Origin of the sequence: Halobacillus sp. KGW1, assembly GCF_001592845.1 — a bacterium.
Classification (GTDB): domain Bacteria; phylum Bacillota; class Bacilli; order Bacillales; family Halobacillaceae; genus Halobacillus.
Map to the genome: position 1 here is coordinate 138446 of NZ_LSOC01000002.1, position 22409 is coordinate 160854.

General features: G+C 47.4%; 33 protein-coding genes. 20 read left to right on the forward strand and 13 right to left on the reverse strand.

Going from position 1 to position 22409, the window contains the following annotated elements; genetic code table 11:
- Positions 1-24: 24 nt before the first annotated feature.
- The 5 genes from AXG56_RS01210 to AXG56_RS01230 are packed head-to-tail and all read right to left on the reverse strand — an operon-like array spanning position 25 to position 1644.
- Positions 25-393, reverse strand: a complete 369-nt coding sequence (locus AXG56_RS01210) for a spore germination protein GerPE (RefSeq protein WP_062512875.1) — start codon at positions 391-393, stop codon at positions 25-27.
- On the reverse strand, positions 386-589 hold the full coding sequence (locus tag AXG56_RS01215) for a hypothetical protein (RefSeq protein ID WP_008638815.1): 204 nt from the start codon (positions 587-589) through the stop codon (positions 386-388). Before AXG56_RS01215 ends, AXG56_RS01210 begins: the two co-directional genes overlap by 8 nt.
- Positions 586-1140 carry a spore germination protein GerPC gene (gene gerPC / locus AXG56_RS01220; RefSeq protein ID WP_008638814.1) on the reverse strand — a complete coding sequence of 185 codons (555 nt, stop codon included), beginning with the start codon at positions 1138-1140 and terminating at the stop codon, positions 586-588. Before gerPC ends, AXG56_RS01215 begins: the two co-directional genes overlap by 4 nt.
- Positions 1141-1184: 44 nt before the next feature.
- Positions 1185-1412, reverse strand: a complete 228-nt coding sequence (locus AXG56_RS01225) for a spore germination protein GerPB (protein WP_062512877.1) — start codon at positions 1410-1412, stop codon at positions 1185-1187.
- A 10-nt stretch (positions 1413-1422) separates the two neighbouring features.
- Positions 1423-1644: a spore germination protein gene (locus tag AXG56_RS01230; protein WP_008638811.1), complete on the reverse strand. Its 222-nt coding sequence runs from the start codon at positions 1642-1644 to the stop codon at positions 1423-1425.
- A gap of 87 nt (positions 1645-1731) precedes the next feature.
- On the opposite strand from AXG56_RS01230, the gene AXG56_RS01235 reads away from it, so the two are divergent.
- From AXG56_RS01235 to AXG56_RS01245, 3 genes are read left to right on the forward strand one after another with little or no spacing between them, the layout of a single operon-like run.
- Positions 1732-2922 (forward strand): DUF418 domain-containing protein, encoded by a 1191-nt coding sequence (locus tag AXG56_RS01235; RefSeq protein ID WP_062512879.1) that lies wholly within the window; start codon positions 1732-1734, stop codon positions 2920-2922.
- A gap of 18 nt (positions 2923-2940) precedes the next feature.
- On the forward strand, positions 2941-4143 hold the full coding sequence (locus AXG56_RS01240) for a DUF2157 domain-containing protein (RefSeq protein WP_062512881.1): 1203 nt from the start codon (positions 2941-2943) through the stop codon (positions 4141-4143).
- Positions 4136-4636 carry a GDYXXLXY domain-containing protein gene (locus AXG56_RS01245; RefSeq protein ID WP_062512883.1) on the forward strand — a complete coding sequence of 167 codons (501 nt, stop codon included), beginning with the start codon at positions 4136-4138 and terminating at the stop codon, positions 4634-4636. Before AXG56_RS01240 ends, AXG56_RS01245 begins: the two co-directional genes overlap by 8 nt.
- 188 nt (positions 4637-4824) lie before the next feature.
- Here the strand turns inward: AXG56_RS01245 and AXG56_RS01250 are convergent, their stop codons facing one another.
- Complete coding sequence (locus AXG56_RS01250) at positions 4825-6021, reverse strand: ornithine--oxo-acid transaminase (protein ID WP_062512885.1); 1197 nt, start codon at positions 6019-6021, stop codon at positions 4825-4827.
- 218 nt (positions 6022-6239) lie between these two features.
- On the opposite strand from AXG56_RS01250, the gene AXG56_RS01255 reads away from it, so the two are divergent.
- The 7 genes from AXG56_RS01255 (at position 6240) to AXG56_RS01285 (ending at position 11770) form a co-directional block, all read left to right on the forward strand.
- Positions 6240-6599 (forward strand): YisL family protein, encoded by a 360-nt coding sequence (locus AXG56_RS01255; protein ID WP_008638804.1) that lies wholly within the window; start codon positions 6240-6242, stop codon positions 6597-6599.
- 282 nt (positions 6600-6881) lie between these two features.
- A complete protein-coding gene (gene asnB / locus AXG56_RS01260) occupies positions 6882-8723 on the forward strand; it encodes an asparagine synthase (glutamine-hydrolyzing) (protein WP_062512887.1) in 1842 nt (613 codons plus the stop codon).
- A gap of 103 nt (positions 8724-8826) precedes the next feature.
- A complete protein-coding gene (locus tag AXG56_RS01265; RefSeq protein WP_062512889.1) occupies positions 8827-10209 on the forward strand; it encodes an alpha-amylase family glycosyl hydrolase in 1383 nt (460 codons plus the stop codon).
- A 113-nt stretch (positions 10210-10322) separates the two neighbouring features.
- Positions 10323-10565 carry a spore germination protein gene (locus AXG56_RS01270; RefSeq protein ID WP_026578353.1) on the forward strand — a complete coding sequence of 81 codons (243 nt, stop codon included), beginning with the start codon at positions 10323-10325 and terminating at the stop codon, positions 10563-10565.
- Between the two features lie 20 nt (positions 10566-10585).
- Positions 10586-10828: a spore germination protein gene (locus tag AXG56_RS01275; protein WP_026578354.1), complete on the forward strand. Its 243-nt coding sequence runs from the start codon at positions 10586-10588 to the stop codon at positions 10826-10828.
- A 30-nt stretch (positions 10829-10858) separates the two neighbouring features.
- The gene (locus AXG56_RS01280) at positions 10859-11311 is read left to right on the forward strand and encodes an Hsp20/alpha crystallin family protein (protein WP_235601477.1); all 453 of its coding nucleotides are present in this window, start codon (positions 10859-10861) and stop codon (positions 11309-11311) included.
- Between the two features lie 42 nt (positions 11312-11353).
- On the forward strand, positions 11354-11770 hold the full coding sequence (locus AXG56_RS01285) for a hypothetical protein (protein ID WP_026578356.1): 417 nt from the start codon (positions 11354-11356) through the stop codon (positions 11768-11770).
- Between the two features lie 76 nt (positions 11771-11846).
- Here the strand turns inward: AXG56_RS01285 and AXG56_RS01290 are convergent, their stop codons facing one another.
- Positions 11847-12707, reverse strand: a complete 861-nt coding sequence (locus AXG56_RS01290; RefSeq protein ID WP_062512892.1) for a DegV family protein — start codon at positions 12705-12707, stop codon at positions 11847-11849.
- A 188-nt stretch (positions 12708-12895) separates the two neighbouring features.
- Between AXG56_RS01290 and AXG56_RS01295 the strand changes: the two genes are divergently transcribed.
- Together AXG56_RS01295 and AXG56_RS01300 are read left to right on the forward strand one after the other, a co-directional pair.
- Complete coding sequence (locus tag AXG56_RS01295) at positions 12896-13747, forward strand: YitT family protein (RefSeq protein WP_008638797.1); 852 nt, start codon at positions 12896-12898, stop codon at positions 13745-13747.
- A gap of 62 nt (positions 13748-13809) precedes the next feature.
- Positions 13810-14742 carry a BsuPI-related putative proteinase inhibitor gene (locus tag AXG56_RS01300; RefSeq protein WP_008638795.1) on the forward strand — a complete coding sequence of 311 codons (933 nt, stop codon included), beginning with the start codon at positions 13810-13812 and terminating at the stop codon, positions 14740-14742.
- Between the two features lie 44 nt (positions 14743-14786).
- Here the strand turns inward: AXG56_RS01300 and AXG56_RS01305 are convergent, their stop codons facing one another.
- The gene (locus AXG56_RS01305; RefSeq protein ID WP_008638793.1) at positions 14787-15050 is read right to left on the reverse strand and encodes a NifU N-terminal domain-containing protein; all 264 of its coding nucleotides are present in this window, start codon (positions 15048-15050) and stop codon (positions 14787-14789) included.
- A gap of 129 nt (positions 15051-15179) precedes the next feature.
- Here AXG56_RS01305 and AXG56_RS01310 point away from each other — a divergent pair, with 129 nt between their 5' ends.
- Together AXG56_RS01310 and AXG56_RS01315 are read left to right on the forward strand one after the other, a co-directional pair.
- The gene (locus AXG56_RS01310; RefSeq protein ID WP_008638791.1) at positions 15180-16007 is read left to right on the forward strand and encodes a DUF2785 domain-containing protein; all 828 of its coding nucleotides are present in this window, start codon (positions 15180-15182) and stop codon (positions 16005-16007) included.
- 16 nt (positions 16008-16023) lie between these two features.
- Complete coding sequence (locus AXG56_RS01315) at positions 16024-16452, forward strand: hypothetical protein (protein ID WP_035388518.1); 429 nt, start codon at positions 16024-16026, stop codon at positions 16450-16452.
- Between the two features lie 148 nt (positions 16453-16600).
- Here AXG56_RS01315 and AXG56_RS01320 read toward each other — a convergent pair whose 3' ends face one another.
- The 3 genes from AXG56_RS01320 to AXG56_RS01325 all read right to left on the reverse strand — a co-directional run bounded on the left by AXG56_RS01320 (position 16601) and on the right by AXG56_RS01325 (position 17862).
- Positions 16601-16804: a DUF3813 domain-containing protein gene (locus AXG56_RS01320; RefSeq protein WP_026578358.1), complete on the reverse strand. Its 204-nt coding sequence runs from the start codon at positions 16802-16804 to the stop codon at positions 16601-16603.
- 2 nt (positions 16805-16806) lie between these two features.
- Entirely contained in the window at positions 16807-16953 is a 147-nt protein-coding gene (locus AXG56_RS19620; RefSeq protein ID WP_008638785.1) for a hypothetical protein, read from the reverse strand.
- 93 nt (positions 16954-17046) lie between these two features.
- A complete protein-coding gene (locus AXG56_RS01325; protein WP_008638784.1) occupies positions 17047-17862 on the reverse strand; it encodes a Cof-type HAD-IIB family hydrolase in 816 nt (271 codons plus the stop codon).
- 180 nt (positions 17863-18042) lie between these two features.
- Between AXG56_RS01325 and AXG56_RS01330 the strand changes: the two genes are divergently transcribed.
- The 5 genes from AXG56_RS01330 to moaD all read left to right on the forward strand — a co-directional run bounded on the left by AXG56_RS01330 (position 18043) and on the right by moaD (position 20484).
- Entirely contained in the window at positions 18043-18807 is a 765-nt protein-coding gene (locus AXG56_RS01330) for an alpha/beta fold hydrolase (protein WP_062512894.1), read from the forward strand.
- A gap of 104 nt (positions 18808-18911) precedes the next feature.
- Positions 18912-19196 (forward strand): metal-sulfur cluster assembly factor, encoded by a 285-nt coding sequence (locus AXG56_RS01335; RefSeq protein ID WP_369815262.1) that lies wholly within the window; start codon positions 18912-18914, stop codon positions 19194-19196.
- Between the two features lie 78 nt (positions 19197-19274).
- Positions 19275-19793: a molybdopterin-guanine dinucleotide biosynthesis protein B gene (gene mobB / locus AXG56_RS01340; RefSeq protein WP_008638778.1), complete on the forward strand. Its 519-nt coding sequence runs from the start codon at positions 19275-19277 to the stop codon at positions 19791-19793.
- The gene (locus AXG56_RS01345) at positions 19793-20254 is read left to right on the forward strand and encodes a molybdenum cofactor biosynthesis protein MoaE (RefSeq protein WP_062512895.1); all 462 of its coding nucleotides are present in this window, start codon (positions 19793-19795) and stop codon (positions 20252-20254) included. Before mobB ends, AXG56_RS01345 begins: the two co-directional genes overlap by 1 nt.
- On the forward strand, positions 20251-20484 hold the full coding sequence (gene moaD / locus AXG56_RS01350) for a molybdopterin converting factor subunit 1 (protein WP_008638774.1): 234 nt from the start codon (positions 20251-20253) through the stop codon (positions 20482-20484). The genes AXG56_RS01345 and moaD overlap by 4 nt, the downstream gene beginning before the upstream one ends.
- Before the next feature lie 74 nt (positions 20485-20558).
- Here the strand turns inward: moaD and AXG56_RS01355 are convergent, their stop codons facing one another.
- Positions 20559-21368: an undecaprenyl-diphosphate phosphatase gene (locus AXG56_RS01355; protein ID WP_008638772.1), complete on the reverse strand. Its 810-nt coding sequence runs from the start codon at positions 21366-21368 to the stop codon at positions 20559-20561.
- 150 nt (positions 21369-21518) lie between these two features.
- Complete coding sequence (locus AXG56_RS18985; RefSeq protein WP_008638770.1) at positions 21519-21692, reverse strand: YjzD family protein; 174 nt, start codon at positions 21690-21692, stop codon at positions 21519-21521.
- A gap of 132 nt (positions 21693-21824) precedes the next feature.
- On the opposite strand from AXG56_RS18985, the gene AXG56_RS01360 reads away from it, so the two are divergent.
- Positions 21825-22319: a hypothetical protein gene (locus AXG56_RS01360; RefSeq protein WP_008638768.1), complete on the forward strand. Its 495-nt coding sequence runs from the start codon at positions 21825-21827 to the stop codon at positions 22317-22319.
- Positions 22320-22409 lie beyond the last annotated feature (90 nt).

The window sequence follows — 22409 nt, forward strand, 5'->3', positions numbered from 1 at the left end:
ATCTACAATATGCAGGGTGGGCTGTTAACGTTCGTCTAACAGAATACGGAAGTGCTTAGTGTAGTTGACAGAGTCAATATGGTCAATCCCGCCGATTTGCAGTGCCGATGCGGTGGAAACCCCAATGATTCGTATACGATCGACGTGTATCGATCCGGTTGGGTAATGATACGTGTCGATGTCTACGGGAGGGAGAGGCGGGGAAGACTCTCTGGCAAAGATGGAGAAATCTTCATAGCGGAATGGATCCGATTGAAATACCGATCCCTCTTTTTGGACAGCCAGTACTTTGGAAAAGGGGGCAAATCGGTAGACGTCCCCAATTTCAAAAACAGAGGAGATCAACACGGAAAGCACCTCTACCTCATCCGTAAAGACCATTCTCTTAACCATTCGGTTCCATCTCTACGTTGGAGTCTTCCAGTACCTCTTCGAATGGACCGATAATCAGCGATTCTGGTGGTGTATCGAAGAAAGACTGGAGGCGGATCGTTTTGTTATCCCCGATCAGAAAGACGGAAGATGCCGAGACACCTGTCACATGGATGTTCCCGACATGCAGGCCGTAGTTGTGCACAACATGGTTCACGGTTTATCATCCCCTTCAAGTGTTTGGAAATATTGAGCCATAGACTCCTGAATTTCTGTTTTGATCTGGTGATAGATCGTCTCTGCAGGAAGCTGTGGATTGTGGCTGCGATAGCTTTCCAGCCGTCTAGGCAGCTGTTTCTTTATATCTGTGATCATTCGTTCCTTATGGTCTTCCCGGATAGGGACGTTGTGATCGCATATATATTGGTCCATCCATGGCGGAACATCGGAAGCCATATAATTCTGCAGGGCATGAAGTACTTGCTCATCCGATTGAAGCGCCTGGTGTTGTGGATTGCTGTAAAGGTCGCCGATATCAGAAAGGTCGGACCCGTTTGGCGTCAGGCCGATCTGGAGAGTGCCTTCCAACGTCTCGATTTTCAATTGGTCGAAGTGGTATTCGATTTTTTCAATGACGGTTTTCGGTGGGGGATCCGTGTCTTTCATTTGTTCCACCTGTTTCTGGAGTTGTTCGATCACCTTCTGCTGTTGTTCCATCTGCTGCATCATCTGCTGGACCCACGCCTGCCATGATTGATAAGGATTCATATGCGTTCACCCCCTGTCTCATATGTATGAGAAAAAGGGACGTACTATGTTATGGAAAATGGAACCAGCGACCCTGCTGCTGTTTCTGGAATGACGACTTCTCCTTCGACCGGCTGGGCTTCCTGAGCAGGAGAGGTAAACTTCCCGGAGTTATAAAGGTCGGCCTTCGCCTGAATAACGCCGGAGCTTCCTATCTGGACGACAGAGGAGTTCGAGACAGAGCCGATTCTTAATATATGGATATAGATCGATTGATGGACGGTAAGGTTCATGGAATCCCCCCTATGCGTTGTTAAAGATCGGCTGATCGATCACTTCCGAGTCGTTGATATACGTATTGGCGCTGTTCAAATCGATGCGGATCCCGTCACCGGTGTTGAACGAACCGCCGCCGGCAAATGTTTTAGCCATGGCTTGAGGAGCCATGTTGTACACATCGCCGATGTTGAAAATACTGGATGACGAAATGGATATGACTTTGACGGCACCTACTTTAGCTGGCATATGAAAAAACTCCTTTCCACATATTATGAAACGTCGTTGTCTAAATGACGTAATAAAAGTAAAATAATCTTCATAGGGGGAATACATATGAAAACGACCGCTTCACCTTTACATGACACCGAACGTCTGGATTGGGTCGATGCGGCCAGAGGTCTTGCCATTTTCGGTATCTTCATGGTCAATGTACCTGCTTTCAATGCTCCATACTTCCTGTATGGAGGCGAAGCAGTTTATTGGTCTTCGACGCTCAGCCATTCGGTACAGACGTTCATCGATATCTTCTTTCAAGCAAGCTTCTACACATTGTTTTCCTTTCTGTTCGGCTTTGGCATGCAGATGATGAAGGACCGATTGGAGTCGAGGGGGCTCACCTATCGTTCTGTCCTTTTCCGCCGTCTGGTCGTCTTGATCTGCTTTGGGATGATTCATGCCTTCCTCATTTGGCACGGAGATATCCTTCTTTCTTACGGGGTACTCGGCATGGTGCTTCTCTTCTTTTTCCGTGTGGAAGACCGGACGCTGCTCCACTGGGCATTTGGAATGCTGTCCTTCCTCGTTATTCCGCTCACATTCAGCCTCTACACCGTAAGGGATCAAATCCAGGGTATCGTTAATCAAGAAGCGATCGTGGAAGCAAAAATGAATTATGGGTCTGGTTCCTTTCCGGACATATGGCGGCAGAACTGGAGCGATTGGGCGTATGCTAATCAATGGGGAAATATTCCTTTTCTCGCTCTCAGTTTAATTCCGATGTTTCTCTTCGGCATGTATGTCTGCAGAAAGCGCTTCCTGCATGAGCCTCTGGACCACATGGCTTCCATCATTCGTTTATGGGCGGCGACGGGAGTGATCTTCTTTTTGTTCAAGGCGGTACCGCATTTCTTTGGTAACCCGGAATGGTTCCACCTTGCGCAGGACAGTATCGGCGGATCGGCATCTGCCATTTTTTATATTTTATCTATTACACTACTGTTCCGAACGGAGTTCGGTGCGAAAATAGCAAAGCCGCTGACTTGGGTGGGGAGGATGTCCCTGTCCAACTATATCCTCCAATCGCTCCTCAGTTTCGTGCTTTTTTATTCCGTAGGCTTCGGTCTGTACGGGACCGTTCCGCCGTTTGAGAGCGCGCTGATCGTCGCGGCGTTCTTCATCGTCCAAATCTTTCTCAGCAGGGCGTGGATGAAGAAATTTCGTTACGGACCTCTGGAGTGGGTATGGAGAACAGGGACGTACGGAAAGAAACAAACGTTGAAGCGGAAAGGTTCCGCAACTTCATAGGAGAAGGGGGCGTTAGGGATGAACCGGGAACAGCTTAATAAAGAAAGTAAGAAATGGGTGGAGCAGTCCATTATCACAGAAAGTCAACGGGAACAACTAATGGGGCTTTATCCGAAAAAGCAGAGTAAACCGATGCTTGTCCTTTTTGCAGCCATTTTCATCGGACTCGGCTTCTTGACATTCGTCGCCTCCAATTGGTCTTACTTGACGAATATCGGCAGGATGGCCATTTTAATCGTTTCGCTGCTCGGTTTTTATGTGGCGGGTGAGCAGGTTTATCATAAAAGATCGAAGCAGATCGGAACGTCATTGATCATTGTCGCTGTCATGATTTTCGGTGCCAGCTTGTTCTTAATCGGGCAAATGTATCATTACAGCTCCTATAGTGCTCTTCCGTTCTTTCTTTGGGGTCTCGCCGCCTTCAGTTTATATGTTTTATTCAAAGAGGTACCGTTTTACTATACGACGCTCGTCATCCTCTCTGTGGGGCAGTTATACAGCGGTCTCTTCCATCAGGACTATCATTTATGGATCGGGGTCCTCTTCCTTTTCGGCATAGGATGGGCTGTGTACCAGGAGCAGGGGGAGAGGAGTCAGGCAGCATTCGGTATCGGGTTTGTCATCCAGTCGATCGTCCTCGTATTCAGTGAAGGCATTCCATACTACTGGCTGCTTGCACTGTTCTTGTTCCTGTATGTAGCGGATGACTTTCTTATTCGTAAAGGAGCGAAGCATCTACTGAAGACCGTAAGTATTCTGGCTGTATTTATTATTCTTGTTTTTCAGGCTTTCTTCCTTGGAAACGTGTACGTTGGGGAACTAACGGAGTCTTCCCTTTATTTTTTCTTGGTATGGGCGGTGCTGTTCGTCTTTGCAGTGGTGCGATCGGCTGTCAGCTCCACTAACTATTACTGGATTGATTTGCTGCTTTTCGTTCCTGTCTTCCGCTTTATGTTTGGTGATTTCCTGTCTCTTGGACTGCTGTTCATCTATGCACTGCTCTGGCTCATCTCAGGCTACAGGCAGGAAGTGTCCAGATGGGTGAATAAAGGTACGGCCGCTTTCCTGATTGCGACACTTGTTGCTTATTTTCAACTGGCATGGAATTTTCTCGACCGCTCCTTGTTCTTCTTCCTGGGAGGATTACTCTTATTTGCTCTCAGCTTCTTCCTTGAGAAGAAGCGGCGGACGATTTATAGAGGAGGGGTAGAGCATGACTAAGCGGAAGTGGTATTACGCGTTGGTCCTTCTACAGGTGCTCTTCCTTGCAACGATGTCCGCTTCCTACTATGCGATGGACATATGGGGGAAAGAAATTACCTTGCGAACCGAGCCGATCGATCCCCGGGATCCTTTTTACGGTGATTACATACGACTCGAATACGAAGTAGAGACAATTCCTGAGGATCGTTGGAAAGTGGAAGAAGAGTTGAAGGAGGGAGAGCGGGTTTTCCTGATTTTACGAGATTCGGGAGAGGGTATTTATGAGCTGGATCGAGCGACTACGATGTGGCCTGAAACGGAAGAAGCAGTCGTACTTCAAGCGAAATACGAGAGGTATGACAGCGGTTCTTCGAACTATCATGTCGACATCGGGTTAAGCCGATATCATGTTCAAGAGAATACCGGTCTTTTATTGGAACGACGGGAAACGTTATTTGTCGACATCGTTCTAGCTCCCTGGAAGCAGAAGAAGATTTCTGAAGTGAAATAAAGTGGGAATTGTTCAAGGGAGAGAGAAGAGGGGTGCTTTGCAGGGGATGGACAGGAAGATTCCTGATCGCCGGGCTCTTCCTGGGTCTCACCTGTATTCGTTTCTTTAACTTATGGATGGTATTCCTTGCCTTAACGGTTCTTGACAATGAAAAGAGACAGCTCTGTATCAGAGCTGTCTCTTTTTTATCAGGATAAGACGGATTTGATCTGTTCAATCGCCCAGTCCAGATCTTTTTTGTCGATAATGAGCGGAGGGGCGAAGCGGATGACGTTCTCATGTGTTTCTTTGCACAGCAGCCCTTTTTCTTTCAACTGTTCACAATACTTTCGGGCCGGCTCAGTCAGTTCAACTCCGATGAATAACCCTTTTCCGCGAACTTCTTTGATCTTCGGATTAGCGATTGATTTCAATTCCTTCATCATATAGGTGCCGAGTTCCAGGGAACGATCTGCGAGTTTCTCTTCTTCCAATACTTCCAGAGAAGCGACAGACACCGCACAAGCGAGTGGGTTCCCTCCGAATGTCGAACCGTGCGAGCCTGGGTTGAATACACCGAGGACATCTTTGTCAGCGACAACGCAGGAAATCGGGAAGACTCCTCCACCAAGTGCTTTACCGAGAATCAGCATATCCGGTGTGACATCCTCCCAGTCGCAGGCGAACGTCTTGCCGCTCCGCCCAAGACCTGCCTGGATTTCATCGGCAATGTAAAGGACGTTCGCTTCCCGGCAGATGTCGTACGCTTCTTTTAGGAATCCTTCCGGAGGAATGACGATACCGGCTTCCCCTTGAATCGGTTCAAAGAGGAAGGCAGCGGTATTTTCGGTGATCGCTTCTTTTAAAGCTTCCGCATCTCCGTAAGGAATCAGTTTGATTCCAGGAAGCATCGGACCGAAACCACGCTTGTATTCTTCTTCAGATGAGAGAGAAACGGCGCTCATCGTCCGGCCGTGGAAGTTGCCGGTACAAGCGATAATCTCCGCCTTGTTATCGGGTACGTTCTTCACTTCGTAAGCCCATCGGCGTGCCGCTTTAATCGCTGTTTCCACCGCTTCTGCACCTGTGTTCATCGGCAGGGCCATCTCTTTGTTCGTCAATTTGCAGATCTTCTCGTACCACGGCCCGAGCTGATCATTATGAAAAGCACGTGAAGTGAGCGTCACACGTCCGGCCTGGTCATTCAAGGCCTGGATGATTTTCGGGTGACGGTGTCCCTGGTTCACGGCTGAGTAAGCGCTTAACATATCCATGTAACGATTTCCTTCAGGATCTTCCACCCATACGCCTTCGGCTCTTGCGATGACAATCGGAAGCGGGTGATAATTCTTCGCTCCGTATTCCTGGGTTTGATCAATAATGTGACGACTACTGATTACAGACATGCTATCCCTCCAAATTCATTTGAATCTTCCATCATTATAACAGGTTTTCTTTCTGTTTTCTTACTATTGGAAAGGTTTCGTCAAATAGTCCTGTGAAAGGGTGCGGGATGCACGAAATGGAGGGGAGTGTAATTGGGAAAGGAACACTTTTTGATAGGATATATCGAAACAATCGTGGTATCATAGCAATAGATACTTATGCAAAGGAGGAGAAGAACATGGCTCACTTACATATCACTTCATGGGTACTCGCACTCGTGCTGATCATCCTTGTTGTTTCATTCACGAAGAGCGGAAAAGCGAAAGCGGCGAAGATCTCCCATATGATCCTTCGGTTGGATTACCTGCTCATTCTATATTCCGGTGGATCGCTGTTCGCCAGCTACTCCGTTTACGGGGCGCTCGTTATCATTAAAGTACTTGCAGGTTTATGGGCAATTACGGCGATGGAAATGGCGTGTGTGAAGACGACGAAGGGCAAACCTGCCGGCATCTGGTGGGGACAGCTTGTCCTTGCGGTCATTCTGGCAATCATTCTCGGATTCGGCTATTTGCCGATGGGAATTCTGCCGGCATAAAAAAATAACGCTGCCTGCTTATTTGCAGGCAGCGTTTTATTTTTTATAAAAAGGGGGCAAAAACTATTTGTCTGATGTTCTCCGTTACTTGGGGGATAACGGGATCACTTGATACTTATAATGATAATCATTCTCAATTGTATTGTCAATAGTTTTATGACGTTTATTTCTGCCGGCAGAGCAGGCTGCCTTCCTTCCGCATAACACGTAAGACGTGTTCATAGAATGAGTTGTGATGCTTTTTTATATGGAACGCATGTTATGAAAAGGATGGTGGATCAGATGTGCGGCATTGTCGGATGGGTGGATCTAGCACATAAAACCGATGGTAAAACAGCGATATTGGAAGATATGGCGAAAACACTGGAGCACCGTGGACCGGATGATTATCAGAAATGGATAGAGGGTCCGGCTGCCTTCGGACACCAGCGTTTGATCGTCGTCGATCCTCAAGGTGGAAAACAGCCGATGATCCGGAAGGCAAGGGACGAAGAGTTCGTTCTCTGCTATAATGGAGAGCTTTATAATACGGAGGACGTCCGGGGGGAACTGAAAGCGTGCGGGTGGAGTTTTTCATCCCATTCGGATACGGAGGTCGTTCTCGTCAGTTACATGGAGTGGGGACCTGATTGTGTCGATCGTTTGAACGGCATTTTTGCTTTCAGTGTGTGGGAGCGGCAAAGACAGCGGCTTTTTCTCGCGCGCGACCGTCTCGGTGTTAAACCGTTGTTCTATAGTGACAGAGGTAACGGCGTTTTGTTCGCTTCGGAAATGAAGGCCATTCTTGCGCATCCCGACGTCCGCCCGACGGTCGATCGAAACGGCCTACATGAAATTCTATCCCTTGGACCGTCCCGTACACCTGGGGAAGGGATATTTACAGAGATTCAGGAAATCCGCCCCGGTCATAGTGCCGTATGGGAAAAAGGCAGATTCACGACCAGTCGGTATTGGAACGTGAAAAGCGAACCGCATGAAGACACGTTCGAACAGACGGTAGAGCGGGTGCGGGAATTATTCATGGATGCGTCCAAACGTCAGCTCATCTCAGACGTGAAGCTTGGAACCTTCCTGTCCGGCGGGGTTGACTCCAGCGCCATTACAGCGGTGGCAGCAGAACAATACAAGCAGGAACGGCGCGGGGCTTTGCAGACATTCTCGATTGATTATAAAGACCAGGATAAATTCTTCAAGAAGAACGCTTTTCAGCCGGACCGGGATGAAGCCTTCATCAATATGGTCCGTGACAGGCACGGCACCGATCACCTTGTAATGGAAGCGAAAACAGAGGATTTGGTGGGGCGCTTGAAACGGGCCGTTGAGTTGAGAGATTTACCTGGGATGGCCGATGTGGATTCTTCTCTCCTTTGGTTTTGTGAGGAAATTAAGAACCATGTGACGGTGGCGCTGTCTGGGGAATGTGCGGATGAAATCTTTGGCGGTTATCCTTGGTTCTATCGGAAAGAAGATAAAGAGCGGAACGGTTTTCCGTGGATCCGGTCACTGGATGAACGCGTCTCTCTCGTTCGCAGCGATCTTAAAGGTGATATTGATATTGAATGGTATATGCTCAAACGATATAAGGAAACCATTGCGGAAACGCCGGTTCTTGCAGGCGAATCGGAAGGTGCCCGCAAACATAGAGAGATGTCCTATTTAAATATGAATTGGTTCATGCAGACGCTGCTTGAACGGAAAGACCGGATGAGTATGGGGGCGAGTCTTGAAGTACGGGTTCCGTTCAGCGATCACCGCCTGGTGGAATACGTTTGGAATGTACCATGGAGCATGAAGTTTTATAAGAATCAGGAGAAAGGATTGCTGCGTGAAGCGCTGAGAGGTATTCTCCCGGATGAGGTTTTGTTCCGGAAGAAGAATCCGTATCCGAAGACCTTCCACCCGGATTACACGAAAGCAGTATGCCGATGGATGGACGATGTCCTGAGTGACCAGGGTGCTCCTCTCTTCAACATATTCGACAGGGAAGAAGTACGTAAATTGAAGGAGTCGGAAGGGAAATCCATTGATACACCGTGGTTCGGGCAATTGATGACAGGCCCTCAGCTGATCGCGCACTTATGTCAAATCGATCATTGGCTCCGGACCTACAAGGTTCAACTGTAAGCCGCTGTCTCAAGCGGCTTTTTTGTTTTTTGAAAAGATTGTCAGAATAAATTGACCTTTACGACTGCGACCGCTAACCTAAAAAGAGGAAGGAGGCGTCCGGATGAAAAGGATGATCATCGCTTTTCTACTGATCCCGCTGTTTTTTGGCAGCGCTTTAACAGTACAGGCAGAAGAGAAGTGGCAGCAGGAAAGTATCTATTATATCGTGGTGGACCGTTTCATGAACGGATCGACAGCGAATGACGGGGAGTTGGACCTGGAGGACCCTTCCGCCTATCACGGGGGAGACTTGTCCGGGGTAAGAGACCAGTTGGACTACATAAAAGAACTAGGCTTTACGACTATTCAGCTATCTCCGATCATGTCTAGCGAATCGGACGGGTTTCATGGCTTCGGAGTAACGGACTATGAGACGGTGGAAGAGCACTTCGGTACGATGGAAGATGCGCGAAAGCTGGTTGCGGAAGCCCATGAAAAAGGAATGAAGGTCATCTTTGACATGCCGTACGGCTTTGTAGGTAACGCTCACCCGTGGCTCGAAGACCAACGTAAATCCAGCTGGTTTCTAGAGGAAACGCTGGAAGACGACTCCTGGTTCGACGGACTCCCGAAGCTTGATACTTCCAATCCGGAGGTAGCAGATTATTATAGCAAGGTATGGAAGAAATGGGAAGAAGAAACCGATGTCGACGGTTTTCGCTTGATTACTTCCGGGGGAGCTGCTCCTCAAAATGACCTCCTGGTATTCTCAGAAAATTACGATGAAGAGAAGGAAGAACAGCAAACGCTCCGGGATGTTTTCCAAGCGGCGGGAGCGTCGCTTGAGCCGCTGGCGCTTGGAGAGGGAGAACAGATTTGGGAACTGGATGACTTCCTCGGGTCACGTTTTACGCATGAAGCGGTGGAAGGGGGACAGAATCCGGTTACCCGGCTCCAGCTTGCCTGGACGTACCTCTATACGATTCCTGGCACGCCGCGCTTTTATTACGGTTCCGAGATCCCTTTGGATGATGGTGGGGATCCGTCTGAAATTCCCATGATGAATTTTAAAGCAGGAGAAGAAGCCCTCAGTCAGCGGATTGAAAAACTCCATTCCATGAGGGAGGAATTCCCTGCACTGACGAAGGGGAGCGTTCATGAGCTGTATAACGAAGATGGGCTGCTTGTTTACGAAAGGTCCTATGAAGGAGAGCGGCTGATCATAGCCATCAATAATGCAGAAGCTACGAAGACGATGGAGCTGGATCACTTGGAAGGCGGTCTGCAGCTGAGCGGTCTGCTGGAGGACGGCATTATCCGGGAACAGCGGGACGGCGTCTACCGAATCGGCATGGAGAGGGAGACGGCGGACGTATTTGTGGTGGAAGCAGATAAAGGCTACAATTGGCTTTTCATCGGATTCGTCGGAGGAGTACTGCTTATCTTCGTATTCAGTGTCACGATGATAAGTATTAAAAATAGGAAGGATCAAACCGTGGAGTGAGTACTCCACGGTTTTTCATTTAGGAAGTCACTTCCGTCATTCCGTCTTCTTTTACACGAATAGCCCAAAGCTGCATATAGTGATAGTAACGGAGGGAACAGGAGGAGATAGCGATGCCGTCATTCATTAACATTTTCAACATTAAGATCAACAGTATAGCCAGTAACGGTTCCTTTAACATTGGTGATGCCTTTCATAATTCTCCAACGGCCAATACTAAATCCCAAGGACAGAACTCTTCATATGGGGATGTCTCCCCGACTTCATCCGGAATGGAGAACGTCTTTATAGACCCGGATATGAACGATATGGGGGAAGTTGCAAACCCGACCAATACCAATTCAGCTCAAGGATAACGAGGAAAGGATGCGAGGAAATGCCCTTTTTAATCAGTGTGTTTAATATAAAGACAAATGGTGTGACACAGAACGGTAATATCGATATCGGAGCGGTCGTCCATAACAGCCACACGGCGAATACGAAGCTGTATGGTGCAAACTTCTCCCTTGGAGATTGTTCGGTAACGAGTTCCTGCAACGCGAACGCTATCATAGACCCGGATGTAAGTGACCAAGATCAGAATGCCAACCCGTCTCTGCCTTTGACCAATCAACTGTAGAGATGAGAAAGGGGGAGGGCGCAAGTGGAAATGGATCGTTTAAAGGAATGGCTGGATGTCGCACAGCAATACCAGACCAGCACATTCTGGGGACACATATTCGAGAAGGCCAACTTGGATCAGGCAGAAGATCTTGTAAATATACAGAATAGAGGGGGCTCCTCCCCGTCTTCTTATCCGGCAGCGGATGTTTTTATGACAGACACTCATGTCATAATCTTTGTAGAAATGCCGGGGGTTAGGAAAGAAGATATCCAGTTATCCGGGAGCGGATCGAATTTGAGCATTAAAGGGCAGGTGAACCTGCCGATTGAAGGGGCCGTACCGGTGCAGCAGGAACGCACCTTAGGGCCTTTTAAGAAAACGATCCCACTACCGGATACCATCGACAATAAACAGGTCAAGGCCACTTTCATAAACGGGCTTATGATGTTGAATTATCCAAGAAGTCCCGACACCCATAGAAATATCACCATCGAATGATCGCTTAGAAAGGATAGTTGGAGAGGAGGTGTATCCCTTTTTATGAATAATGGGAGTCTGTCATTAGAAGCTTTGAACAAAAGGATCTCCAAACTGGAAGCAGCCCAATCTAAACAAACTATACATACTCCAAAAACAGGAATGGGAAGCAGCAGGGGTATCAATCATAACGGCGTGCAGACGGAACATATTCTGAATGCATTAGATGAATACTTGACGAAGATCCTTTCCACTTATGAGCAGGAAATCGATCGATTGATGAAGCGTGTGGAGGATATGGAAAAGGAAATGGCTGCTTTGAATTCCGGGGGACGCGCCAATCCATCCTCTGTCTTTTTCATAGATCAATTGACATGTGAGAAGTTGGAAACGAACAATCATATCGCCCAATTGGGTATCAATCAGCTCAAAGGTCGATTGGATATCGGGAGTACAAGAGAACAGCCGGAAACCAAGTGATATTACTTGATTTCCGGCTGTTGTTTTCCTGCAGGGGCCGGTTACATGGACTAAAGGCTCCGCTTATAGGGAATGTTTATTGATAACGATCATTCAGGAAAAATAACGCGATGGTTCCAGGTCCGGCATGAGCACCGATCGTGGCTCCGACATAGCCGATATGGATGGTTTCGGCACCGAACTGTTCCTTGATCATAGCAGCAAGCTGTTCTGCGCGCTCCACGTCGTCCCCGTGGCTGATGGCGATCCGCTGGCCGCTCAAATCCACGCCGCGTTCATCCATAACTTCCAGCATTCGTTTCAGAACTTTCTTCGAGCCGCGGATTTTCTCAAGCGGAATCAGCTTCCCATCCTCCATGTGGAGGAGCGGCTTGATTTTTAAAAGACCGCCGACAAAGGCCGCAGTCCGGCTTACCCGGCCCCCTCGCTGGAGGTATTCCAGATCATCAACCGTGAAGATGTGTTCCATATGCTCGGCGTGATATGTCCCTGTCTTAAGGATTTCTTCATAAGAAGCCCCGTCGCTTGCCAGTTCGGCCACTCTCATTATGACAAGACCGTAGCCGAGTGAGGCTGCTTTCGTGTCTACGACATCAAAGACAGCTTCCGGGTACTCTTCTTTTACTTCCTGTTCGACCATTTTGGCAGTCTGATAGGTACCGGACAGTTCCGATGAGAAAGCGAAATAAATGAATGGTTGTCCTTCTGCCGCATAGCTGGTGAAAGCATCACGGAAAGCCTGCGGGGATACCTGCGCTGTCTTCAATGATTCCCCCGCGCGCATCCGGTCATAAACTTCTTTTGGTTCGATCGACGTTCTGTCCTCATATTCCTCGCCGTTCATAATAACCTTCAGAGGCAGGGAGTGGATCGATAAACGGTCTGTCGTTTCCAAGTCCAGATCGGCAGCCGAATCACATACTATTTGTACAGTCATAAACGTCACCTTCTATATTATTATAGTACTATCAGTTTAGGCATAGTCGCGCTTTATAGTCAAAACAAATTCCTCCAAAAACCATGTTTGCGAAAACTTTGCAAAGTTCTCCAAAGTTTGACTTGATTTTACGAATTGTCGGTGATAAAAATGAATAGATGAATTCAGGAAGGCAAGGAGGTTTACGATTGTTTGTTGTAGAAATTAGAAGAATATTAATTGTTTTACTGGGATCGTTATTAAATGCGTTGTCCCTTAACTTATTCTTAATAGAGGCAAATGTTTATGCAAGCGGATTTACGGGGGTTTCCCAGCTCTTGACGAGTATTTCCAGTGATTTTCTGGGCATTCCTGGTGTGAGTACGGGACTTGTTCTGTTAGTGCTCAACATCCCTGTCGCCATATTGGGTTGGTATAAGGTAGGGAAAGGGTTCACCGTCTACAGCGCCATTTCTGTTGCGTTCACGACGTTGTTCCTCGAAGTCATCCCCGTGCAGCAGCTTTCCGGAGATATTATACTGAACGCCGTGTTCGGCGGTGTTATCGGTGGAGCCGGTGTCGGGATCACGTTGAAATGGGGTGCTTCCACCGGAGGCCTGGACATCATCGCCATGGTGCTGTCCCGTATGAAGGACCGCCCGATCGGTATTTATTTTCTTATCATTAACAGTGTAATTATTGCGGTAGCCGGTATTTTATATGAACCGGAAAACGCGCTTTATACATTATTAACTCTTTACGTAACGACAAGGGTCATTGATGCGATCCATACGCGTCACGAGAAGTTGACGGCCATGATCATCACGACAAAGGCTGCCGCCCTGGAGAAGGAAATCCATAAAAGCATGGTTCGTGGAATTACCACGCTGCCTGCCAAAGGAGCCTTCACCCAACAGGATAAGAATATGCTTGTCATGGTTATTACGAGATACGAGTTGTATGATTTGCAGCATATTATCCAGGAAGTGGACCCGCAGGCGTTTACCAACATCGTTCAAACGACAGGTATCTTCGGTTTCTTCCGAAAAGATGATAAATGATGTAACGTTTTCCATCCGGAGGACGTCTTATTCATTGAATAGAATAGATAGGGAGTGGCGAAATGAAAAAATTTCTTGCCATTTTGTTAGGGGCCCTCTTGTTGTTGTTGGTGGCTGCCTGTACAAATGATTCAGGCCAGGAAGAAGCAGACGGAGAAGAAAAAGAAGAGACGGAAGCATCAGCTTCACCGGATATGGAGGCGGAGATTGATATGGAGACATTGCTCGATCAGATTGAAATGGATGCGGCAGTAAATGCATCCGGCGACGCAGCAACCTTCGAATTCTCGCTTAAAAATACAGGAGAAGATCCAGTGATTTTGGGCTTTACTTCCGGTCAGAAATACGAAGTGGAAGTGAAGAATGTATCAGGAGAAACGGTGTACAAGTATTCCGATGGTCAAATGTTCACACAGGCGCTGACGACGGAAGAACTTGCCGGCGGAGGCACGTATCAGGCTGAGGATACATGGAAAGGGATCGAACAGCCCGGGAAGTATGAGGTTACGATGACAATCCTTGTACATACCATCAATGACCAATCCCTCGAGGCGAATCCGTTCCAAGTGACGCAGGAATTCACGGTGCAGCCGGATAAGAAAGAATCTAATCAGGATCAGGCGTCGACAGAGGAAGAGACGCCTTCGGAAGAGACAGAGGAAGCAGCTCCGCCCGTCGAGGACAGTTACAGCGGAGATGGGGAAACGTTCCGGTCTCTTACCGTGTCAGGAGACAATGGATCCTATGTGGTTAAAGGGGAAGCCAATGTTTCCAACGGTACCTTCATTTATACCGTGGAAGATGGACATAATGTGCAGGTGGAGCCTTCTGAAAAACAGGTAGGAGCGTCGTCTTCCTGGACACCTTTTGAAATAAGTGTCACCATTCCAGAGGACAAACTTCCGGACTTCGGCACGATCACCCTCACTATGTTTACGGAAAATGGGGACGGTCTGCCTGAGAACTTGAACTACATTCCACTGGATCGATTCTAATAGAAAAAAAACCACCATACGAGGGTATGGTGGTTTTTTTGAAATCAATATCCGTGTTCTTCGAGCGTACTTTTCACTTTTGGATTCAACTCGTCCCAGTCGGCTTGGGGAAGTTTGTTGACCGTGATGAAATTTTGGAAACCAAAGACGTTGTCGACGCCGTCGAGCTCCATCAAATCGTTCATGATTGTATGTTCACTCGTTTGTCCCGGCATAACGGAAACGCTGCCGTCTCCTTGGAAAATAAGCTTTTCCACCGTGAATTTACGAGCATTTGGATTAGGTGTTTCTTGTACTTGTATAGCCATCATCGTATCCTCCTTCTTCACTCTGCTCTTATCTTACCAAAAAATCGCGCCCACCTAAATAGTAAAACACTTCAATTCAGAACCGGCCGCATCTGTGATACAATGATATCACTTTTCAGGAGGTGTGTTATGGAAACGAGATTAATCGATGTCTTGCAGCCGATCAAAGACAATGATTATACATTGCAGGACGGCCAGAATTTACAAGAGCTCACGACTATGATGCTACAAAAAATCGGATCTGTCCATCCTGTTCTCAGGGAGGATCTTATTCGTCCGGTTTTTACATCCTTTATTGCCAGAAACCATTACACCAACGAACAATTAAAGAATATTCTCCAATCGATTTTAAATAAAAATTATTTGTTTTACCGGATAGCGATGTCCAAAAATGAAGAAGACGCCGTGTTCAAGCGCAGCTATTCCGTGCTTCTGATTCCACCGATCATGGACAAGCACCGGGAAGATCCGTTCCTGAAAGAAGAAGATATCCGGCGGGTTTGGGACAGCCTGAAGAAATATGTTCCCCAGGAGAAAGATACCCGTGCCTGCGTCAAAGACAAAGGTTGGGCTCATGCGATGGCTCATGCAGCAGATGCGGTATACAGTACGGCAGCGTGTGAAGAAATTACAAGGGAAGACATTCTCGATATGCTTCCGATCATCCGCGATAAATTCATGATCGACAAACCGTATCTGTTTGATGAGGAAGAACGGATGGTGACGGCGGTATTGATGATGTTCCGGAAAATCAGTCATGCGGAAAGAGTGGAATGGCTGGAATCACTACTTTATGAGCGGGAAAGCTGGAAAGATCCCGATGAGGATATCATCATCAATAACAGCAAACACTTCTTAAGAGCGCTGTACTTCCGAATGCTCGACGGCGATTACCGGGAACTTAAACAGGTTTTAGAAAATCTGCTGCGGGAATTGAGGAAACAGGAAGCCTATTAAGATGTGGGGGAAGCGTATGATTCGTTGGGGTCTCTTTATCGGAACGACATCAGGAATTGTGCTGGGTCTGTACCTGTGGTTTGTAGAGCAGGTGACAGGAATGAGAGTGTACACGCTGCTTATGAATGTAGACTTCATCCCTGTCCTAGGTGATATCGATTGGCCTGTCTTTATGGAATGGTTTTTCCATATCCTCATATCGTGGGCAATCGGAATCATCTATGCGTACTTATTGATGTATCGCCTGCGTAAAACCAATCGGAATCGATGGCTGCTTGCCGTCGGACTGACACTGTTTGCTGCATTTACTTATGTTCCACTCACGATCCTTGCTGTGAAAGAGACGCCGGGTCTGACTGATGGGGCGGCCATTACACAGTGGCTTATCGGTCATGCTTTGTATGCCATCACGTTGAAGATGTCCTTCAGCCGCTTCCGCACTTGAATAAAACAAAGCAGCGCCTGATATGTATAAGTATCAGGCGCTGCTTTGTTTTAGAAAATCATTAGGGGGTAATGTACTGTACCCGCTTACATGAAAAATAAACGTACCCGCAATAAAAAAAGGCCGGAAATAGTCCGGCCTTTCCTTGTTATCGCAAGCTGTTGTTATGCGCTTCGATTTGCTGCTCCAATTGCTGTAGCTGTTGTTTCTCTTCTTGAGAACATTGGCTATATGCAGACTGGATAGCATCTTTAGCGGCTTTCATATCCTCTTGGCTGGCGCCGTTCGTATCACGACGCTGAGTGAAACGGTTGACCGCTTCGCGCGCATTTTCAAAAAGGTTTCTTTCCATCGTTAAAACCCTCCTACGGTGTGCTGATCGGCTTCCATCTGTTTTCGATCCGCATCTGTCAGCTTTTCCGCTTCCAATTTACGTTCATCGAAGGATGGCACTTCCGACCCGCGTTTCTCGTTGCGATTGTCATTCTTTTGCTGCTCCATGACAAGACCCTCCTGTCATAAAAAAGCCTGAACGCTTTCACGTTCAAGCTTAGTATGGCGGCAGGGCGGTTTTTTACACGAGGAAAAATGTACCTAGATCGCCCGTTTGTTTATTTGAAGATAGTCATTAAGAAACGTTCCGATGCCGTCTTGTTCATTCGTAGCGGTGACGTGATCAGCCATGCTTTTCAGCTCATCGATGGCGTTCCCCATGGCGACGCCTATCCCCGCATAATCGATCATTTCAAAATCGTTGTCCTCATCACCGAAAGCGATCACCCGTTCTTTCGGGATATGGAAGTAGCGCGCAATTTTATCAAGACCGACCGCTTTGTTCATACCGGCCCGGACGATTTCGATAACGTGCCACGGCGCGCCCCATTTCCGGTGATCGATCAATTCTGCATGCTGATCCAGTTCCTGTCTCAGGCGTTTGATTTTCTCTTCTTCCGGGTGGATAAGAATGGAAGTAGGGTCATCTTTCAAGTGATGCTGCAGCCTTCCAACGGTCGGCTTAATATCTGTTTGAAAAATCCGCAGAATTTCTTCGTCGTGCCTGTCGAGGTAAACGTCATCTTTCACTTCCGCAAGAATATTCTTTACACCGAGTTCCTGACAGGTATGAATGATCTTATGCGCCGTTCTTATGCCGAGCGGAGAATGCAGCGCATCCCATTTATGGTCCTTAGGGTGGTGGATGAACGCACCATTGAAGTTCACCATTGGAGTATCCAGACCAAGTTCGTGATAGAAATCGATACTTGCCCGGTGCGGCCTTCCTGTCGCAATTACGACGATATGGCCTTGGTCCATGGCCTGAAGCACGGTTTCTTTTGTTTTGCCACTGATGACTTTATCATCGGTCAATAATGTTCCGTCTAGATCCAACGCAATCAAATGCTGTTTCATTAGCTTCACCTCATTTGTATGTATAGTGTAGCGGGTTCTCAGGCAGGTTGTAAAGAATTTCTGTGAACGCTGCCTATGACTTCCAAATTGATGACAGCAGTGTTACGATGTGTATTATATAGGAAATTTATTAATCGCGCCTAAAGCACAGGTAAAGATTTTCAGAAAGGAACCATGGCAATGATCGGAGTTTATCGGAACACATTGAAAGATATACCAGTACTGACAGTCGTCGACTCTTCCAAAGAGAACGAGGCGCTCCCGGTATTCATTTATTTCCACGGCTTCACATCAGCGAAAGAACATAACCTCCCGCAAGCCTATCTGCTTGCGCAGAAGGGGTACCGCGTCATCCTCCCGGACAGCGCGTATCATGGCGAACGCGAGGAGGATTTGTCCAAAGAAGAGCTCAGCCTCAAATTTTGGGAGATCGTGTATCAAAACTTGAAAGAGCTTCAGGATATGAAAGATGAACTCGATCGCATGGAACTGCTCGAAAACCGCAGAATTGGTATCGGCGGAACATCGATGGGGGGAATCACTACGAGCGCTGCTTTGACGATGTACCCCTGGATTCAGGCGGCTGCGGTCATGATGGGTTCACCCAAACCGGTCGAATTCGCTCAGAAGCTTATTGAAGATGTAAAAAACAACGGATACGAGCTGCCTCTGACACAAGAGGAGTTAGATGAGCTCTATCATTCGCTTGCAGGCATCGATTTATCCCTGCAGAAGGATAAGCTTTACAGCCGGCCGCTCTTTTTCTGGCACGGAGATGCCGATCCTGTTGTTCCATTTGAGCACTCCTATGATTTCTATAATGATGCGATCAGCCAATATAAGAATCCGGAGAATATCCGTTTCTTGAGAGAGGTCGGGCGTGATCATAAAGTCAGCCGTTTCGCCATTCTTGAGTTGGTCAACTGGCTGGAACTCGTCCTTTGATGGTAGGGAATATTTTGTCCCGGCAGGATTTTTGTTTATAATAAGGTTTGAACAATTGTGAAGGGGGAACAAAAGTGGATAGAACTGCATTAGAAGAAAACGCAATGGGTGCCCTTGAGAATGTCATTGACCCGGAACTCGGCATTGATATCGTGAACTTAGGCTTAGTCTATGGCGTCGATATAGATGAGGATGGCAATACAAAGGTAACGATGACCTTGACTGCGATGGGCTGCCCGCTGGCCGGTCACATTGAACAGGATGTAAAGCGCTGCCTTGCAGACCTTCCTGAACTGAATGAGATATCGGTGAATATTGTCTGGAATCCGCCTTGGACGAAGGATCGTATGAGTCGCTACGCGAAAATCGCTCTTGGTATTCCGGATTGATCGAAGGATGGTCCGCCCCTGCCGTAGGTAACACGGCAGGGGTTTTTACATATTACGCTTATGAAGGAGGGGAGAGATATGGAACGTGCACCAGTGTTTCAAATCGTCGGATATAAAAACAGTGGAAAAACCACCTTATTGTCGGATTTGATCGCCTATGGTACGGATCGTGGCGAGAAAATCGCGGCAATCAAGCACCATACTCATGAAGAGCCGTTAAAAGTGATGCACCATGAAACGGACAGCTACCGGCTTCATGAATGCGGCTCATTCTTAACAGGGGTAGACAGCCCGCGCCGGTTCCAGATGGAATTGTCCCATGATGATGATTTCGCTCTGGACCATCTAGTGGATATTTACCGCCATTTTTCGCCTGATTTGATTACGGTGGAAGGATATAAGGAAGAGCACTACCCGAAGGCGGTCATCATCAAAAGGGTGGAAGACTTGAAACTGTTGGATAACTTGACAAACATCAAGCTCGTCATCACGTGGGATGAAACGTTGACGGCTCATGTCTCTCATTCCGTTATCGCTCTGAAAGATTGGAGAAAACGCTTACCGGAAGTGCTGGAACTTGCTAAGGGGGAATCTTGATGGGGGAGAAGAGGTGCTGGATCACAGAAGGACCGATTGATGTCGGTTCTCTTGTCCATACAGTTACAAGGCCGGAAGCAGGAGCCATCAATACGTTCATCGGAACGGTCAGGGAGTTTACTAAAGGAAAGCAGACGCTCTACTTGGAGTATGAAGCTTATACCGCTATGGCGGAGAAGAAGCTCGAGCAGATTGCCCGGGAAATGGAAGAACGATGGCCGGACATTCAAACGGCGATCGTCCACCGGACCGGCCGTCTTGAAATATCCGATATCGCGGTCGTCATTGCTGTTTCGACCCCGCATCGGGCTGATTCCTATGAGGCGAGCAGATACGCAATTGAACGGATAAAAGAGATTGTCCCAATATGGAAGAAAGAACATTGGGAAGATGGCGACAGCTGGATCGGGGATCAAAAAGAAATCGTCCCCGGTGTACCAGGGAAGGGGGATGGAATGTGAATCGTATTCTTTTTTTTGCTGGCTTAAAGGAACAAATCGGTGAAGGAGAATGGTCCTTTGATGCGGCGGGTTTAACAGTAGAGGACTTGAAGGAAACGGTGCGGCAGGAGTTTGGTGTGGAACAGGTTATGACAAGTATGACAGCGGTCAATGAAGAATTCGCTCAAAAAGAAACGATCGTAAAAGAAGGAGATACGGTAGCTTTTATCCCTCCTGTAAGCGGTGGATAAAGCGGTACATCCCCTATATGAGAAAAGGCTCCGCGTTATGGAAACGCGGAGCCTTTTTTCTTTCTGAATACTTTTTACAGGAATAGAACGACCAGTCCACCGACGATGAAACAGTAAAAGGCGAAATACTTCAAGTTTCCCTTGGCCATGATATTCATGAACCAACGGAGAGAGAAGTAGGAGGCAACGATGGATGCAAGAAAAGCAAGCCCATACGCAAGCCACACGCTTCCTGAATCCGCACTGGCGAATACATCTTCAATGGAGAGGAGCATCGTTCCAAGGCTCACCGGAATGTATAAAAGGAAAGAGAAGCGAAGTGCGGTTTCCTGTTTCATTCCTAAGAACATGGCGGCGACGATTGTAGCACCGGATCGGCTGATTCCCGGTATAAGAGCGACTGCCTGTCCTAAACCGACAATGACAGCATCCTTCCAAGTCATTTGGGCATCTCCCTTGCGACCGCGCATGTTGCGGATCAGCCATAAGGCAATACCGGTAATGATCAAGGTGATCCCCACTGTTTTAACGGTGGATAAGCCTTCGATAGCATCGCCGAGCAGAATACCCAACACACCTGCCGGGATCGTACCGATGATCAAATAAATGATGAAGTCGAAGTCATCCTTCTGTCTTTCATCACGACTGATGATGTACCCGATCCCATTCCGGATCAGCCGGAGCAGATCCTCGCGGTAAATGATCAAAACGGCGATCAAGGATCCGAAGTTGACGAGTACTTCAAAGCTCAGTCCTTCTAGTTTAATTCCAAGAAGGTCTTGTGCGATGACCAGGTGCCCGCTTGAGGAAATCGGTATTGGTTCTGTGAAACCCTGGAATATTCCTAAAAACAAATATTTAATCAAAAGCCAAATTTCTTCCATCATTAAATCCTCCTGAAAGTAAAAACTCACCCGTTCACTATAACGCTGTCGAGTTGCTATGTAATGAGTAATGCCGACCATTTTTGTACAGGGAAAATGGTATCCGGTATGAAAAAAACGCTGCCATCGATTGATAGCAACGTTTACTACTTACGCTTCGTCTTTGATGAGACCTTCTCCCAATACCACAGCAGCAAGGGTGAAAAGGATGGTCATCGTAATTACCTGCGAGAAAGCAAAGTCGCTTCCTGACATGTTACTGACTACATAAGCAGACATGAAGCTTAAAAGAAAGGCCCAAACAATCGTCCAAATCATCCGCATCAATGTTCACCTCATTTATCCATTCTAACGTCTATCTTAGCAGAACGAGGAAGAAAAAGAAATATGAAATCGCTTCATGATTCAAGGGAAGTGTGAATAAAATGGTAACAGTAAGAGGAAGGGGGCGGAGCTGTGGTAGTCGTTGTCCATCCCAGTTTTCATTGGATAGGGTATCACGTGTGTAAAGAGCTTCTTCAGGAAGGGCATGTAGTTATAGGGATCGATCCGATCAAAGACAAGCGGAGTGATCTTTTATATATGTACGTCGGCAGAAACAGTAACTTTCAACACTTTTTTCAGAAATCGGACAAAGAGAACCATATGCATAATAGTGGATCAGAAGTCGAGGTGGATATCAAGAAAGGGAAGGTGAGGATTGTGACATCCGAAGGAGAGGAGAGAGTGGAAATCCCGGCTCTTTATGGAGAGTGGATGCCGATGGCGGACCATTCATTCCAGGAGAAAGGAGATTTAAGAAAATGGATAGAGGAGACGGAAGCAGTGTACGTCGGAGACTTCGTCAAGACGCTGCTTCCGTCCTACCTCACCCGGAATATGGAAGAGGAGTCTTTGGAGGAGAGAGTGGAAGCAACCTGGCGCTGTCGGAAGCTCCTGGAACGTGTCTGACCCTGTTTTTTACTAATCGCTGTTTTACTTTCTTCTATCGAAACATGTAGAATAATGATAAAAGAAGGAACCAGCGGGTTTGTACAGGGG

What these genes read in the sequence shown, in the direction of transcription:
- AXG56_RS01210 (WP_062512875.1), bottom strand. Translation starts at nt 393, where the DNA reads ATGGTTAAGAGAATGGTCTTTACGGATGAGGTAGAGGTGCTTTCCGTG.
- gerPC (WP_008638814.1), bottom strand. Translation starts at nt 1,140, where the DNA reads ATGAATCCTTATCAATCATGGCAGGCGTGGGTCCAGCAGATGATGCAG.
- AXG56_RS01225 (WP_062512877.1), bottom strand. Translation starts at nt 1,412, where the DNA reads ATGAACCTTACCGTCCATCAATCGATCTATATCCATATATTAAGAATC.
- AXG56_RS01230 (WP_008638811.1), bottom strand. Translation starts at nt 1,644, where the DNA reads ATGCCAGCTAAAGTAGGTGCCGTCAAAGTCATATCCATTTCGTCATCC.
- AXG56_RS01235 (WP_062512879.1), top strand. Translation starts at nt 1,732, where the DNA reads ATGAAAACGACCGCTTCACCTTTACATGACACCGAACGTCTGGATTGG.
- AXG56_RS01240 (WP_062512881.1), top strand. Translation starts at nt 2,941, where the DNA reads ATGAACCGGGAACAGCTTAATAAAGAAAGTAAGAAATGGGTGGAGCAG.
- AXG56_RS01245 (WP_062512883.1), top strand. Translation starts at nt 4,136, where the DNA reads ATGACTAAGCGGAAGTGGTATTACGCGTTGGTCCTTCTACAGGTGCTC.
- AXG56_RS01250 (WP_062512885.1), bottom strand. Translation starts at nt 6,021, where the DNA reads ATGTCTGTAATCAGTAGTCGTCACATTATTGATCAAACCCAGGAATAC.
- AXG56_RS01255 (WP_008638804.1), top strand. Translation starts at nt 6,240, where the DNA reads ATGGCTCACTTACATATCACTTCATGGGTACTCGCACTCGTGCTGATC.
- asnB (WP_062512887.1), top strand. Translation starts at nt 6,882, where the DNA reads ATGTGCGGCATTGTCGGATGGGTGGATCTAGCACATAAAACCGATGGT.
- AXG56_RS01265 (WP_062512889.1), top strand. Translation starts at nt 8,827, where the DNA reads ATGAAAAGGATGATCATCGCTTTTCTACTGATCCCGCTGTTTTTTGGC.
- AXG56_RS01270 (WP_026578353.1), top strand. Translation starts at nt 10,323, where the DNA reads ATGCCGTCATTCATTAACATTTTCAACATTAAGATCAACAGTATAGCC.
- AXG56_RS01275 (WP_026578354.1), top strand. Translation starts at nt 10,586, where the DNA reads ATGCCCTTTTTAATCAGTGTGTTTAATATAAAGACAAATGGTGTGACA.
- AXG56_RS01280 (WP_235601477.1), top strand. Translation starts at nt 10,859, where the DNA reads ATGGATCGTTTAAAGGAATGGCTGGATGTCGCACAGCAATACCAGACC.
- AXG56_RS01285 (WP_026578356.1), top strand. Translation starts at nt 11,354, where the DNA reads ATGAATAATGGGAGTCTGTCATTAGAAGCTTTGAACAAAAGGATCTCC.
- AXG56_RS01290 (WP_062512892.1), bottom strand. Translation starts at nt 12,707, where the DNA reads ATGACTGTACAAATAGTATGTGATTCGGCTGCCGATCTGGACTTGGAA.
- AXG56_RS01300 (WP_008638795.1), top strand. Translation starts at nt 13,810, where the DNA reads ATGAAAAAATTTCTTGCCATTTTGTTAGGGGCCCTCTTGTTGTTGTTG.
- AXG56_RS01305 (WP_008638793.1), bottom strand. Translation starts at nt 15,050, where the DNA reads ATGGCTATACAAGTACAAGAAACACCTAATCCAAATGCTCGTAAATTC.
- AXG56_RS01310 (WP_008638791.1), top strand. Translation starts at nt 15,180, where the DNA reads ATGGAAACGAGATTAATCGATGTCTTGCAGCCGATCAAAGACAATGAT.
- AXG56_RS01315 (WP_035388518.1), top strand. Translation starts at nt 16,024, where the DNA reads ATGATTCGTTGGGGTCTCTTTATCGGAACGACATCAGGAATTGTGCTG.
- AXG56_RS01320 (WP_026578358.1), bottom strand. Translation starts at nt 16,804, where the DNA reads ATGGAAAGAAACCTTTTTGAAAATGCGCGCGAAGCGGTCAACCGTTTC.
- AXG56_RS19620 (WP_008638785.1), bottom strand. Translation starts at nt 16,953, where the DNA reads ATGGAGCAGCAAAAGAATGACAATCGCAACGAGAAACGCGGGTCGGAA.
- AXG56_RS01325 (WP_008638784.1), bottom strand. Translation starts at nt 17,862, where the DNA reads ATGAAACAGCATTTGATTGCGTTGGATCTAGACGGAACATTATTGACC.
- AXG56_RS01330 (WP_062512894.1), top strand. Translation starts at nt 18,043, where the DNA reads ATGATCGGAGTTTATCGGAACACATTGAAAGATATACCAGTACTGACA.
- AXG56_RS01335 (WP_369815262.1), top strand. Translation starts at nt 18,912, where the DNA reads ATGGGTGCCCTTGAGAATGTCATTGACCCGGAACTCGGCATTGATATC.
- mobB (WP_008638778.1), top strand. Translation starts at nt 19,275, where the DNA reads ATGGAACGTGCACCAGTGTTTCAAATCGTCGGATATAAAAACAGTGGA.
- AXG56_RS01345 (WP_062512895.1), top strand. Translation starts at nt 19,793, where the DNA reads ATGGGGGAGAAGAGGTGCTGGATCACAGAAGGACCGATTGATGTCGGT.
- AXG56_RS01355 (WP_008638772.1), bottom strand. Translation starts at nt 21,368, where the DNA reads ATGGAAGAAATTTGGCTTTTGATTAAATATTTGTTTTTAGGAATATTC.
- AXG56_RS18985 (WP_008638770.1), bottom strand. Translation starts at nt 21,692, where the DNA reads ATGCGGATGATTTGGACGATTGTTTGGGCCTTTCTTTTAAGCTTCATG.